10 protein-coding genes are annotated in these 14,861 nt (G+C 53.5%); 3 read left to right on the top strand and 7 right to left on the bottom strand.

The window, feature by feature from the left end:
• The first annotated feature begins 68 nt into the window (after nt 1–68).
• The 3 genes from gcvA to carB all read left to right on the top strand — a co-directional run bounded on the left by gcvA (nt 69) and on the right by carB (nt 6,184).
• The gene (gene gcvA, locus G9C99_RS10770) at nt 69–974 is read left to right on the top strand and encodes a transcriptional regulator GcvA (protein WP_166417486.1); all 906 of its coding nucleotides are present in this window, start codon (nt 69–71) and stop codon (nt 972–974) included.
• Between the two features lie 108 nt (nt 975–1,082).
• Nucleotides 1,083–2,603: an L-piperidine-6-carboxylate dehydrogenase gene (gene amaB, locus G9C99_RS10765; RefSeq protein WP_166417485.1), complete on the top strand. Its 1,521-nt coding sequence runs from the start codon at nt 1,083–1,085 to the stop codon at nt 2,601–2,603.
• 245 nt (nt 2,604–2,848) lie between these two features.
• On the top strand, nt 2,849–6,184 hold the full coding sequence (gene carB / locus G9C99_RS10760) for a carbamoyl-phosphate synthase large subunit (protein WP_166417484.1): 3,336 nt from the start codon (nt 2,849–2,851) through the stop codon (nt 6,182–6,184).
• Nucleotides 6,185–6,696: 512 nt separating this feature from the next.
• On the opposite strand, the gene G9C99_RS10755 is transcribed toward carB, so the two are convergent.
• The 7 genes from G9C99_RS10755 to G9C99_RS10725 all read right to left on the bottom strand — a co-directional run bounded on the left by G9C99_RS10755 (nt 6,697) and on the right by G9C99_RS10725 (nt 14,773).
• A complete protein-coding gene (locus G9C99_RS10755) occupies nt 6,697–8,145 on the bottom strand; it encodes an NAD-dependent succinate-semialdehyde dehydrogenase (protein WP_166417483.1) in 1,449 nt (482 codons plus the stop codon).
• A gap of 64 nt (nt 8,146–8,209) precedes the next feature.
• Nucleotides 8,210–9,880 (bottom strand): BCCT family transporter, encoded by a 1,671-nt coding sequence (locus G9C99_RS10750; protein WP_166417482.1) that lies wholly within the window; start codon nt 9,878–9,880, stop codon nt 8,210–8,212.
• 83 nt (nt 9,881–9,963) lie between these two features.
• Complete coding sequence (locus tag G9C99_RS10745; protein ID WP_166417481.1) at nt 9,964–11,427, bottom strand: aldehyde dehydrogenase; 1,464 nt, start codon at nt 11,425–11,427, stop codon at nt 9,964–9,966.
• Nucleotides 11,428–11,445: 18 nt separating this feature from the next.
• Nucleotides 11,446–12,483, bottom strand: a complete 1,038-nt coding sequence (locus G9C99_RS10740; protein WP_166417480.1) for an LLM class flavin-dependent oxidoreductase — start codon at nt 12,481–12,483, stop codon at nt 11,446–11,448.
• Between the two features lie 2 nt (nt 12,484–12,485).
• A complete protein-coding gene (locus G9C99_RS10735; protein WP_166417479.1) occupies nt 12,486–13,403 on the bottom strand; it encodes a flavin reductase in 918 nt (305 codons plus the stop codon).
• Nucleotides 13,396–14,199, bottom strand: coding sequence for an alpha/beta fold hydrolase (locus tag G9C99_RS10730; protein WP_166417478.1), 804 nt, complete (start codon nt 14,197–14,199; stop codon nt 13,396–13,398). The genes G9C99_RS10735 and G9C99_RS10730 overlap by 8 nt, the downstream gene beginning before the upstream one ends.
• Complete coding sequence (locus tag G9C99_RS10725; RefSeq protein WP_166417477.1) at nt 14,171–14,773, bottom strand: amino acid synthesis family protein; 603 nt, start codon at nt 14,771–14,773, stop codon at nt 14,171–14,173. The genes G9C99_RS10730 and G9C99_RS10725 overlap by 29 nt, the downstream gene beginning before the upstream one ends.
• Between the last annotated feature and the right edge of the window lie 88 nt (nt 14,774–14,861).

The raw sequence follows: 14,861 nt of genomic DNA, 5'->3' as shown, positions 1-14,861 counted from the left end.
AATAGCAATTGCTTACAGTGGTAAAAATCACTAAATAAGCCTGCATTCATGAGGGAAAGGAATGATAAATGTCAAAATCCACCTACACGCCCATTCCATCCTTTGCTGCTTTACGCGCCTTTGAATCCGCCGCGCGCCACGGCAGCTTTACCCTCGCCGCCGAAGAACTGCACCTCACCCAAAGCGCTGTCAGCCGTCAGGTCAAAGATCTAGAGGCCATGCTTGGCTTTTCCCTGTTCCGCCGCAACGGTCGTCGCGTGGCCTTAACGGACGCAGGGTCCGGCTTTGCCGACGATCTCGCCGTTGATCTAGAACGCCTGAAACAAACCGTGACCCGCGCCGTCGCTGCAGGCAATCAGAAAAAATCCCTGCGTGTCGCAACTATTGCCTCTTTTGCCTCGCGCTGGTTGATCCCCCGCCTGTCAGAATTTGAGGCCCTGCATCCCGGTCTAGAAATCAGCCTGTCAGCCCGTACCAAACCGTTTAACTTTGACGAAGAACGCTTTGACCTTGCCATTCACTACGGCGTCGACGATTGGCCCGACACGCAAATGAGCAAACTCTGCTCGCAAGAAATATATGCCGTCTGCGCGCCTGATTTTCGCGAGAAACACAGCCTGTCTGATCCCGCGAGCATCGCCGCCGCCCCGCTCTTGCACGAAGAAAACCGTCCCACCTATTGGGCCGATTGGTTTCGCCTCATGGGCCACACCACATCCCATCCGCCGCGCGGCAAAATCTACGACCAACTGTCAATGACCATCGCCGCCGCAACCGCTGGCCTAGGCTCCGCGCTTGTCCCGCACTACCTCGTTGAGGATGAACTGACCCAAGGCAGCCTTGTCACTTTGGCCGACACCCCGTTGATCACCAACAATGCCTACTATCTCGTCACACCTGCCGGGGCCTCTAACCCCATGACGCACGCCTTTGCCCGCTGGATCAAAACCAAAGTATCCCGCCGCCCTAAATGAGTTATACGAACCAATAACCCAAGATTAGTAAATATTCACGAAGGCAAATTCAGCTTATCCTTGGATCAAACGCGCCGTTCCTTCTGCGCCTAGATCAAAGGATATCCCATGTCAGCCCCAACAGCCGCTGCTGAAATCAAAGACATCTTAACCCGCCTCGGCGTCGCTCCTTCTGCCTACACCGCAGGCGATACCGTGATCAAAAGCCCGGTCACAGGCGAAACCATCGCCCAAGTCAACGAAATGACGGCGGATCAGGCCAAGGCCGAAATCGAAAAATCAGCCACTGCCTTTAAGGCATGGCGCACCGTTCCCGCCCCGCGCCGCGGTGAACTTGTCCGCCTTCTCGGCGAAGAACTCCGAACAGCCAAAGAAGACCTAGGTCGCATTATCTCAATCGAAGTTGGTAAAATCCCGTCCGAGGGCCTCGGCGAAATTCAAGAAATGATCGACATCTGCGATTTCGCTGTCGGTCTGTCGCGCCAACTTTATGGCTTGACCATCTCAACCGAACGCCCCGGTCACCGTATGATGGAACAGTGGCACCCGGTCGGCCCCGTTGGCGTGATCTCCGCCTTCAACTTCCCCGCCGCCGTCTGGAGCTGGAACTCAGCTCTCGCCATCGTTTGCGGCAACCCCGTGATCTGGAAACCGTCTGAAAAAACACCGCTGATCTCTCTTGCCTGTGCAGCCGTGCTAGACCGCGCCATCGCCCGCTTTGGCGACGCACCTGCTGGCCTCCACACTCTCTTGATCGGGGATCGCGATGTGGGTGAGGTTCTCGTTGACCACCCCAAAGTCCCCGTCATCTCCGCCACTGGCTCCACCCGTATGGGCCGCGAAGTTGGCCCACGTGTCGCTGCGCGTTTTGGCAAATCCATCCTTGAACTTGGCGGCAACAACGCCGGTATCGTCTGCCCCTCTGCTGATCAGGACATGGCGCTCGCCGCGATTGCTTTTGGCGCGATGGGCACCGCAGGTCAACGCTGCACCTCCCAACGTCGCACCTTTGTCCATGACAGCATCTATGACACCTTCGTGCCCCGTCTTCAGGCCGCATATAAATCTGTCTCTATTGGCTCACCGCTCAACACCGACTCCCTTGTTGGCCCGCTGATCGACGAACGCTCTGACCGCGCAATGGTCGCCGCCCTTGACGCAGCCAAAGCAGCAGGCGGCACTGTCGTTGGTGGCGAAAAAATCGACGCGGGCTATCCAGACGCCTTTTACCGCCGTCCCGCCGTGGTCGAAATGCCAACCCACGACGGCATCGTCTGCGAAGAAACCTTCGCCCCGATCCTCTATGTGATGCGCTACACCGATCTCGACGACGCGATTGAACTGCAAAACGCTGTCGGCGCGGGCCTCTCATCCACCATCTTCACCCTCGATGTGCGTGAGGCCGAACAGTTCATGTCCGCCGCTGGGTCTGACTGCGGCATTGCCAACGTCAACATCGGCACATCCGGCGCTGAAATCGGTGGGGCCTTTGGCGGCGAAAAAGAAACCGGCGGCGGTCGCGAAAGCGGCTCTGACGCCTGGAAGGCCTACATGCGCCGCGCCACCAATACGATAAACTACTCCCGCGATCTGCCTTTGGCCCAAGGTGTGTCTTTCGACATCAGCTAGACGCGACCGCCGCGTGCCCGAAAGGGCGCGCAAACCGTGGCGGGAAAAGGCCGGGCGCAGCCCCGGCCTTTTTGCGTCGCCCCAAAGAAAAAACTGCAGACCCGCAAACTTCATGCTAAAGCACCAGCAACACCACAGTGGGCGAATAAAATCAGGACAATCTGTCCTTCCGGCGGTTTCGGGCTTGAACCTTTGACCGCGCTGTCTATAACCCACGACAATTTGCGCATATGGGGGCCGGAATCATGCCAAAAAGAACCGACATCAAATCAATTATGATCATCGGCGCGGGGCCAATTGTGATTGGGCAAGCCTGCGAATTTGACTATTCCGGCGCTCAAGCCTGTAAGGCCCTTCGCGAAGAAGGCTATCGCATCATCCTCGTCAACTCAAACCCAGCGACGATTATGACCGATCCGGGCCTTGCCGACGCAACCTATATCGAACCAATCACACCTGAAATGGTCGCAAAGATCATTGAAAAAGAACGCCCAGACGCGCTGCTGCCAACGATGGGTGGTCAAACCGGCCTCAACACCTCTCTCGCGCTCGAAGAAATGGGTGTCTTGGAAAAATTTGGCGTTGAAATGATCGGCGCAACCCGTGACGCGATTGAAATGGCCGAAGACCGCAAACTCTTCCGCGAAGCCATGGATCGCCTCGGCATTGAAAACCCCCGCGCTGCCATCGTGACTGCCCCGAAAAACGATGATGGCTCTGCTGACCTAGAAGAAGGCGTGCGCCTCGCACTGCAAGAACTCGAAGATGTGGGCCTGCCAGCCATTATTCGCCCCGCCTTCACCATGGGTGGCACCGGCGGCGGTGTGGCTTATAACCGCGAAGATTACATTCACTTCTGCCGCACAGGCATGGACGCCTCTCCGGTCAATCAGATCCTCGTTGATGAATCTCTGTTGGGTTGGAAAGAATACGAAATGGAAGTTGTGCGCGACACCGCTGACAACGCCATTATCGTCTGTTCCATCGAAAACATTGACCCAATGGGCGTGCACACCGGTGACTCTATCACCGTTGCCCCGGCGCTTACGCTCACTGACAAAGAATATCAGGCCATGCGCTCTGCTTCTATTGCAGTGCTGCGCGAAATCGGTGTTGAAACCGGTGGCTCCAATGTTCAATGGGCCGTTAACCCGGCTGACGGTCGGATGATCGTTATTGAAATGAACCCGCGCGTGTCGCGCTCCTCCGCGCTAGCGTCAAAGGCAACTGGTTTCCCAATCGCGAAAATCGCGGCCAAACTGGCGGTGGGTTTCACGCTTGATGAACTCGACAATGACATCACCAAAGTCACCCCGGCGTCGTTTGAACCGACCATTGACTATGTTGTCACCAAGATCCCAAAATTCGCCTTTGAAAAATTCCCGGGCTCTGAACCACACCTCACCACCGCAATGAAATCCGTCGGTGAAACCATGGCCATTGGCCGTACCATTCACGAAAGCCTGCAAAAGGCACTTGCCTCAATGGAATCCGGTCTCACCGGCTTTGACGAAGTTGAAATCGACGGTGCGCCAGAAAAATCAGCTGTGATCAAAGCGATCAGCGCCCAGACGCCAGACCGTATGCGCACCATTGCGCAAGCCATGCGCGAAGGTCTGACCAATGATGAAATCCACGGCGTCACCAAATTTGACCCGTGGTTCCTCGATCGTATCCGCGAAATCGTTGATGCTGAGGCTGACGTTCAATCAAACGGCCTGCCTGCGGACGAACGCGGGATGCGCGCGCTGAAAATGCTCGGCTTTACCGATGCGCGTCTTGCCATTCTTTCAGGTAAATCTGAAAACGACGTGCGCCGCGCACGGACCTCTGTTGGTGTGAACGCGGTCTTTAAACGCATCGACACCTGTGCTGCGGAATTTGAGGCCCAGACGCCTTACATGTATTCCACTTATGAGGCCCCAATGATGGGCGACGTCGAATGCGAAGCGCGCCCCTCTGATAAGAAAAAAGTCGTCATCTTGGGCGGTGGTCCAAACCGGATCGGCCAAGGGATCGAATTTGACTACTGCTGCTGCCACGCCTGTTATGCGCTGACAGAGCAAGGCTACGAAACCATCATGATCAACTGTAACCCTGAAACGGTTTCAACCGATTACGACACCTCAGACCGCCTATACTTTGAACCGCTAACCTATGAACACGTGATGGAAATCCTGCGTGTTGAACAGGAAAACGGCACCCTGCACGGCGTAATTGTTCAGTTCGGCGGCCAAACCCCACTGAAACTCGCCAACGCGTTGGAAGAGGCCGGCATTCCGATCCTCGGCACCACACCTGACGCGATTGACCTTGCCGAAGACCGCGAACGCTTCCAGGCGCTTGTGAATGAGTTGGGCCTGAAACAGCCCCGCAACGGCATCGCCTCCACCGACGCCCAAGCGCTCGAAATCGCCGAAGACATCGGTTTCCCGCTGGTCATTCGCCCATCCTACGTTCTGGGGGGCCGCGCCATGGAAATCGTGCGCGACATGGCCCAGCTTGAACGCTACATCAAAGAGGCCGTGGTCGTCTCTGGTGACAGCCCGGTTCTGCTCGACAGCTACCTCTCTGGCGCGGTTGAGATGGACGTCGACGCGATCTGCGACGGCAAAGAGGTCCACGTCGCTGGCATCATGCAGCACATCGAAGAGGCCGGTGTTCACTCCGGTGACTCCGCCTGTTCCCTGCCGCCCTATTCCCTCTCTGAGGACACGATCACAGAGCTGAAGAACCAGACAAAGGCCCTCGCCCTCGCCCTGAACGTCGTTGGCCTGATGAACGTGCAATTCGCGGAGAAAGACGGCGACATCTACCTGATCGAAGTCAACCCACGCGCCTCGCGCACCGTGCCGTTTGTGGCGAAATCCACCGACAGCGCGATCGCCTCAATTGCCGCGCGTGTCATGGCCGGTGAACCGCTGTCAAACTTCCCAAAACGCGCGCCTTACCCCAAAGACGCCGCCAAAGGCCTGCCCGAACCAATGGGCGATCCAATGCGCCTGATGGACCCCGAACAAATGCCGTGGTTTTCCGTGAAAGAGGCCGTGCTGCCCTTCAACCGCTTCCCCGGCGTTGATACGATCCTTGGGCCAGAAATGCGCTCCACCGGCGAAGTCATGGGCTGGGATCGCTCCTTCCCACGCGCATTCCTAAAGGCGCAAATGGGCGCTGGCATGATCCTGCCCCGCACTGGCCGCGCCTTCGTGTCCGTCAAAGACAGCGACAAAACCCCGATGATCATCGAGGCCGCAAAAACCCTCTGCGATCAGGGCTTTACTGTTGTGTCCACCGGCGGCACCGCGACATTCCTGCAGGAAAACGGCGTGGAGTGTGAGGTGGTGAACAAAGTCTATGAAGGCCGCCCAAACATCGTGGATCACCTGAAAAACGGTGAAATCCAACTGGTGATGAACACCACCGAAGGCGCCCAAGCGGTTGAAGATAGCCGCGACATCCGCGCCGTCGCCTTGATGGATAAAATCCCCTACTTCACCACCGCCGCCGCCTCCCACGCGGCCGCCTTGGCGATCAAAGCCCAAGCCGAAGAAGAACTCGGCGTGCGCAGCTTGCAGGGCTAAAATCCAAAGACCACCGACAAAAGAAAAGCGCCCTCCGGGGCGCTTTTCTTTTGTCGACTTTCAAGTAGATCTCCCGAAGATAAAATTTACTGAAAATAAACAATAAATTTCATAAAATTTAAATTTTATTAGAAACAGCCTTGAAATTCCCACCCGTCATCACAATTTCGTGAATATGGAACAAAAGTGAACACTCACACAAACACAAGTTTCCTAATCGGGTCGATGTACAAACCGGTTTTACCAGTAAAGGATAAATAAATGGCACGATATTACGTAAACAAAAATCAACAAGCGAATGGCGATCATGAAGTCCACAAAGACGGATGTTCACATATGCCTTTTACAACAAACCGGATCTATTTAGGCGATCACGCTTCATGTAGACCTGCAGTAACAGAAGCAAAGAAACACTATTCCAAATCGAATGGTTGTTACTACTGCTCAAACGCCTGCCACACATCGTAGAGGTCGCAAAAGAAAGGGCGCTCAAGAGCGCCCTTTCCGTCGTATTAAATACTCATGCAGCAGTATTTGATTTCGAGGTAATCCTCGATACCGTATTTTGACCCTTCGCGGCCTTGCCCGCTTTCTTTGACACCACCAAACGGCGCGACTTCGGTCGAAATCAGGCCAGTGTTTACGCCAACCATGCCGTATTCTAGGCCTTCCATCATCTGCCAAACACGTTTCAGATCATTGCTGTAAAAATATGACGCTAGGCCAAATTCTGTGTCATTCGCAGCAGCGAGCACTTCGTCAGTGGTGGAGAAGCGGAACACAGGCGCCAATGGGCCGAATGTTTCCTCTTTGGCTACAGCCATATCCGCTGTGACGCCCGCAATCAGAGTTGGTTGAAAAAACGTTCCGCCCAAGTCATGCGCTGCGCCGCCGGTGGCGATCGTTGCGCCCTTGGAGGTTGCGTCTTCGATATGTTCCTGCACCTTTGCCACGGCAGCGGGGGTGATCAGCGGACCAATCGCCACGCCGTCCTGCGCGCCATCGCCCACGGCCAATGCCTTTACCGCCACAGAGAGTTTTTCAACAAACGCGTCATAGACCCCATCTTGGACGTAGATGCGGTTTGAACACACGCAGGTCTGACCGGCATTGCGGAACTTCGAAATCATCGCGCCTTCGACAGCGGCATCAAGATCAGCATCGTCAAACACGATAAATGGCGCATTGCCACCAAGTTCCAATGACAGTTTCTTCACCTGAGCGGCACCTTGCTGCATCAAAATCTTGCCCACGCGGGTTGACCCGGTAAAGCTGATCTTACGCATAATAGGACTGTCACAGAAGGCTTTGCCAACCCCAACACTGTCCGTTGACGGCAATACAGAAAACACCCCGGCCGGAATGCCCGCTTCTTCGGCCAGGACGGTCATTGCAAGGGCTGACAATGGCGTTTCGCTGGCCGGACGCACAACCATCGAACACCCCGCAGCCAATGCAGGGGCCGCTTTGCGGGTGATCATCGCATTTGGAAAATTCCAAGGAGTGATTGCGCCAACAACCCCGATTGGCTGTTTCAAAACGAGGATACGTTTGTCACGCTGATGACCCGGTATTGTGTCGCCATAAATTCGCTTTGCTTCTTCGGCAAACCACTCGATGAAGCTTGCTCCGTACATGATTTCACCTTTGGCCTCAGCCAGTGGTTTGCCCATTTCTGCAGTCAGGATCGCGGCCAAATCATCGGCGTTTTCGACCATCAGTTCATACCAACGGTGCAAAATCGCGGCGCGTTCTTTTCCGGTACGAGATGCCCATTCTTTTTGTGCAACTTCGGCCGCATCGATTGCGTTGTTTACATCCGCGATCGTGCAATCTGTAACAGAGGCCAAAACCTGCCCAGTCGCGGGGTTCTGCACCTCAAAACGGGCAGTAGAGGAATGCCATACGCCATTGACATAGGCGTTTTCGGTCAGCAGTTCTTTGCGGTTCAAATTTAGCATGGGTGGTCTCCGGTCAATAAGAAACGGGCGGCAAAACACCGCCCGTTTGGTCTTTGTCAGTCAGTTAAGCGTGCAGGTCGCCGTCCAGAGCTGTGCCATCAGGTGCCGTTTTTGCAACTTGGCTAACAGCGGAAGGATCTTCCATCAGGGATTTGATAACTCCCCAAGACATCAAGACAACCAAGAGCGAAATCGGCAGTGCTGCGGCTATTGCAGCTGTTTGCAAAGCAGCCAGTCCGCCTGCCATCAAGAGAACAGCAGCGACCAAACCTTGGGCAGCGCCCCAGATAATGCGATGTTGCTTTGGCGGGTTTGCATTGCCCATGGATAGAATAGTCGTAACAACAAGCGTTCCAGAGTCAGAACTTGTGATAAACCAGGTTGCCAACAAGAAAGTCGCAAGCGCTGACACTATCCAAGACAAGGCGCCGTTTTCAGCCAAACGGTCAATTGTACCATACAGCGTACCACCGAGATTCCAGTTGTTCACCTGATCAATCAGGCCTGCCGTGCCAACACCATCAGCTGCATTCAATTCCATATAAAGCGCATTGCCGCTGAAAATAGAAATCCAAATGAACGCCATAGTGGTTGGTACAAACATCGCGCCTAACATGAACTCACGGATCGTGCGGCCCTTTGAGATGCGCGCAACAAACATGCCCACGAACGGTGCCCAAGACAACCACCAACCCCAGTAGAACAGTGTCCAACCACCCTGCCACTTCACATCGCCCGGCTCGGATGCAGTCCAGAAGCCCATTGACCAAAGCGTAGTCGCGTAATCACCCATCGCATTCAAGAAGAACCCAATCAACCATTGTGTCGGCCCCGCGAACAAGAAGAACAGAACCAAAAGGATGGACAAGATGATGTTCCACTCAGACAAGATGCGAATACCTTTGCCGATGCCGGAAACAGCTGACATTGTTGCAACGATCGAAATGACCACAACCAAGCCAACTTTTAGCATTGTGCCTGTGCCAGTGTTAAACAGCACGTTCAACCCCTCAGCCATCTGGGTAACACCCAGGCCAAGTGACGTCGCAATGCCAAATACTGTACCAAACACCGCCAAAAGATCGACAGCGTGACCAGCAGGACCATAGATTTTGTCACCAAGGATCGGATAAAGCGCGGAACGGAAAGTCAACGGGAGCTTTTTGCGGAATGCAAAGTAACCCAGAGCAAGGCCAGTCATTGTATAGATTGCCCAGCCGTGAAGGCCCCAATGGAAGTTGGTTGTACGCACCGCGTCCACCGCACGTTCCATGTTCATCTCGGTGTGGCCCGCAGCATCAGCAAACGGGTTGTTTGGATAGCCCCACGCCGAAGAGTTGTCGAAATAGAACAAGGGTTCCGCGATACCAAAAAAGAGGATCCCAATGGATACGCCAGCTGAAAAAAGCATCGCGAACCATGAAAAGTTCGAGAATTCTGGCCGTGAATCATCATCCCCTAAACGGATCGAGCCAAAGCGGCTGAACATAAGGAACAAACAAACGAAGAACAGGATTACAACGGAACTGATGTAATACCAGCTCAAGGCACCTTCGACCCAAGACCGGATTCCGCCGTAAACCTCCCCAGCGTATTCCACGTTCAAAATTGTGAACAACACAAATGCGGCGACCATTGCTTTTGATGCAATGCTCATCCCATTGTGTAGCCCCTTAAACAACCCTTTATCTGAGACCAGATGGTCCCCCCCTGAGGGCCTATTTTCCTGTGTCATGATGCGTTTCCTCCCATCAGAAAATTCAGGACTTCCTTAGGTACAGCGATGCGGCACCCGGCGATTGCTCTGTTTTGGTTACTTCAGCGCATTACAAATGGATCCGGAATCGGATCGTCACTTGTGCGCAACCAAACAGTCTTGATTTTTGTGTAATCCAAAGCGGCTTGCAGGCCGCCTTCGCGACCATGACCAGATAAGCCATGTCCACCAAATGGCGCGATCGGGCTAACGGCGCGATAGGTATTCACCCAGACGATGCCCGCACGGATCTTGCGGATCATGCGGTGAGCCCGAGTCAGGTTTTGAGTGAATACGCCCGATGCCAGACCGAACTCAGTGTCATTGGCTAAACGCACAGCTTCGGCTTCGTCCTCAAAGCTAACGACAGACAGCACCGGACCAAAAAACTCATTGCTAAGAGACGCAGCATCATGAGCCTCTGAACAATCTAGGATCGTCGGGGTGAAATAGAACCCTTCACGGTCCATAGCCTCACCACCTGTAATTAGTACAGCACCGGCTTCGACAGATTTTGCGATAAGTTCCAGCGCATGCTCACGCTGGCGCAGGGTGCACAGCGGGCCGACTTCAGTTGCCATGTCATCAGGCGCGCCAATAACCACGGCCTCGGCCTTGGCTTTCAGACGGCTCAAAAACTCATCTTTGATCGATGCCTGTACCAACAACCGTGACCCGGCAACGCAACTTTGGCCAGTGGCAGCAAAAATGCCTGAAACCTGCGCGTTAACTGCGCTTTCGATATCTGCGTCATCAAATACGATGAACGGGGATTTACCGCCTAATTCCAAAGACGTGGATGCCAAATTTTCGGCGGAATTGCGTACGATGTGGCGCGCGGTATCGGGCCCACCGGTAAAGGCAACATGATCAACCTTGCTGTGGCTGGTCAAAGCGACACCCGCCGCCGGACCGCCCGTAATCACGTTGAAAACACCTTTGGGAAAGCCTGCTTGATCAAAGATTTTTGCAAACTCCAGCATAGGTGCTGGCGCTTCTTCTGAGGCTTTCAGAACCATGGTGCAGCCTGCTGCCAATGCCGGACCAATTTTAACTGCGGACAGAAACAGCTGCGAATTCCAAGGAACTACGGCTGCAACTACGCCCACAGGTTCGCGGCGCAACCACACTTCCATATCAGGTTTATCAATTGGCAGATGTGCGCCTTCTATTTTATCAGCCAAGCCAGCAAAATACCTGAAATACTCAGCAACATATGCGATTTGTGCGCTGGTTTCGCGAATGATTTTCCCAGTATCACGGGTCTCAATTTCCGCCAAGCGTGGCGCATTTTCCGCAATTAAATCCGCGAGGCGAAATAATAATTTCCCCCGCGCCGTTGCTGTCATATCTGCCCATTCAGGAGCAAAAAATGCATCATGTGCCGCCTCGACAGCGTCATTGACATCCGCAACCTGAGCCTCAGCCATTTTGGCCCAAGGCGCTGCGGTAGCCGGATCAAGACTCTCGAATTGCGTAGTACCATCCGAAAACGTACCGTTTATGTACTGTTGAAAAATGTGCATTTTTTGCATCCTCTAGTCTCAAGCGAAGGCAGGCATTACGTCTTTGATAAAACGTTCAAGCGATGCTTTTTTACGCTCAAATGGCATCGAGCTATCGATCCAGAAAGCATATTCGTCGTAGCCAAGATCTTCGTATTTTTTCAAACGATTGATCACGATATCTGAAGTTCCGATCACCAAATCACGCTCCATTGCCTCAGGCGTGTAGAACGGATGAGCCGCGATTTCCTCTTCAGTCAGAGGTTCAATCAATCCCTGTGTGATGTCGCGTTTATTCATGAACCATGCGCCGAAATAGCAATAAAAACGGTTCAATTCGACAGCACCTTGCTTTGCGTCCTCATCGCTGTCTGCTACATATGTATGTTGCAACGGCATAATTTTGGGGCGCGGCTGATCTGCAAATTTCTCGCATGCATCATTGAATTTTTCCATCAAACTCTCGATTTCACCATCTCCATTCCAGAGTGGCGTCACCTGCACATTGCAACCGTTAGAAACAGCAAATTCATGGCTATTGGGGTCGCGTGCAGCGATCCAAATAGGAGGGCCATTTTTTTGTACTGGCTGAGGCGATGACGTCGTCTTGGGGAACGGATGGAACTCGCCATCATGTTCGTAATCCCCCTTCCAAAGCCCCTGTACGGCTGGCACAAGTTCGCGCATCCGCTGCCCAGCTTCCCAAGCGTCCATCCCTGGGACAAGGCGTTCGTATTCGAAAGAATAAGCACCTCGCGCGACTCCCAACTCAAGACGGCCATCAGTAATGATATCCGTCATTGCCGCTTCGCCCGCCAAACGGATTGGATGCCAAAATGGCGCAATCACCGTTCCGGTACCCAAACGTACGTTTTTGGTATGCCGCGCGATATCCACCAGATTCAGTAGCGGGTTAGGAGCGATGGTAAAGTTCATCCCGTGATGCTCACCAGTCCAAACTGCGTGCATGCCTCCGTCGTCCGCGATTTTGCAGAGTTCAATGAACTCTTCGTACAGACGTGTCTGATCTTCTTCTGGCGAGATCCGCTCCATATGTGCGAAAAGCGAGAATTTCATGTTCAGCTCCCTGATGTCAGAGGACGCACTTCGCCACTGACCTGATTTCCATAGTACACCCCAAAATTGCCCATCTGGCTTTCTTGCGCGAACCTTCCCAGCATGGTGCAAACTGCAGGGTCTGCTATGTCCATCAAGGTCGTTGCCGTAAGCTCCGTGAACACGCCTTGCTTTGCAGCTTCGCTGCTCGCTTGGCATAAAAATGAGATATGTTGCGTTTCGCGCGCTTCATCTTCGTAGACCGAGTAAATAAACCCTGGCTCGGCCTTTACGCCTGTTTCTTCGATCAGGCGTTTTAATGTCTCAGCGGCCCCGCCTTTGCCGACTTTCATTTCGGGCAACGTCATTTTGCCAGCGCCATTACCAGCAAGCAAAACTTTGCCCTCATATTCGATCAAGGCCGAGACCACTAAATTCGTACTATTGCTCAGGGCCTCTGCTTCTGCTGCAGGGGTTACATAAGCCCCGCGCGCATAACCAAGCCCTGGATGTGTATTATGTTCAAAGCTTTGGACTTGCCCAATTAAGATCAGGTGGTCACCGGCCTCAACTCGATTAAACATTGAACAATCAAACCAAGCTGAAACACCCTCAAACACAGGTGATCCTTGTGGCCCATTTTTCCAATTCACCGCAGCAAATCGATCTTCGACAGGTCGCGCAAAGGTGTTAGAAACATCTTTTTGATCTTCAGATAAGATGTTCACAGCAAACCCACTGGCGTTGCTAAATGCATCGTAATTACGAGAACTATTCGCCAGACAAACCAACACCAAAGGCGGCTCTAAAGAAACCGAAGTGAAAGAGTTCGCCGTAAAGCCAAGAGGATTGCCATCCTGATCATGAGTTGTGACAACCGTAACACCCGTCATGAATGCGCCGAATGCATTTCGTAAAAGACGCGGATCAATATCAGTCATGCTGTCCCCCAGTGTTAAGCCAATCTTTGAGCGCTGAATTTGTCTGTGCTGGCGCCGTAAGATTAACCATATGCCGATGATCTTTGATGACTATGCAGCGGCCGTTTGGTGCAGCCTCGGCCATTGCTTGGGCCATAGCAGCACTAGAGTTCAGATCCCCGTCGCCCGTCAAAGCGAGCATCGGGCATGTGATTTCGCCCAACCGATCAGCGTAAGTGGTATCGCCACGAGCAAATGCACCATAAGCTGTCGCATAGCCCGTTGGGTTCATTTCAGAGAGCCAACCAAAGACCTTGGCGCTTGCCTCCTGATCCTCGAGACTGTCACCGAACCAACGGCTCAATGGAGTCTCGAGATCAAATGTGCCTTCGCGGATCTGTTCCGCACGTGCAACAACGGCTGAACGGGCCGCATCCGTGCGCTTATGTACCCCGTTCAGTAACGCTACACGTTCAACCATTTCGGGATGCGAAACCGCAAACCCTCCGGCGACCAACGCTCCCATGGAATGCCCAGCAAGGCTAACCGGCCCTGTTTTCAAATCAACCAGAACGGCTTGCAACCATGCAACAAAATCTGGCAACTGAGCGTCAGACGGCAGAGGATCACTCCCGCCATGGCCTGGCATGTCCAAAGCAATCACTTGGTGTGTTTTTGACAAGCATTCCACTTGCGGAGCCCATGCAGCAGACTGCATCCCGACTCCGTGAATCAAGACCAAAGGTTGACCCACACCTGAGGTGTGGACCGCAACTTTGCCGTAGGGTTCAGACAGCTGCAGGATTGTCAACGTCATGTCCCAGTTCCTTCAAATCTTGATAACGATCGCCGATGCGGTGATGTGGACGTCCGCCGATAGACGCCCCTAGCGCAATTACGATTTCATCTGGCGCCGGGGCATCAGCGATTTGCGTCTGGATCGTCAGATAATGGCTGCGCTTGCCCCCATCATTTTTGTCCATCAATGGGATTTGGATAGAAGCGTTGGCGGGGCCGCGTGTGTTGGTAAACGATAGATACGACTTCGCGCCCACAGCATTTCGATAGAAGTTACCAAACTGCAAAGTGTGGATCAGAGCAGAACCGTGTTCGATTTCCCCGTTCACACCCACAATGGCCGACTTGCCATAACCTTCGACTTTATCTCCGCCACCCGCTGCATCCAGAACCATATCTGTCAGAAGCTGACCAAGCCCGGGCGCACATTCAAGAATTTTTGGCCTCAGATCATTAACAAACCCCATACCGGCCCATGGGTTGGTGATAACAGCCATCGCCGCGATCATTTTCAGCGGTGTCTCAGCGACTTTACCGCCCTCTATCAGGTTATCTTCAACATGCAGCAAGGTCTTGCGAATTTCAGCGGGCATATCGGCACTCTCATTTTTGATTCGTTAACGATCTTATGGTATACCATATTACTGTATGTCAATCCTCTCTTGCTCCCGGAGGATTGCA

Source organism: Cochlodiniinecator piscidefendens (assembly GCF_011326755.1).
Classification (GTDB): Bacteria; Pseudomonadota; Alphaproteobacteria; order Rhodobacterales; family Rhodobacteraceae; genus Cochlodiniinecator; species Cochlodiniinecator piscidefendens.
Note: the sequence above shows the minus strand (reverse complement) of the source record. Positions and strands in the feature narration are given on the sequence as shown.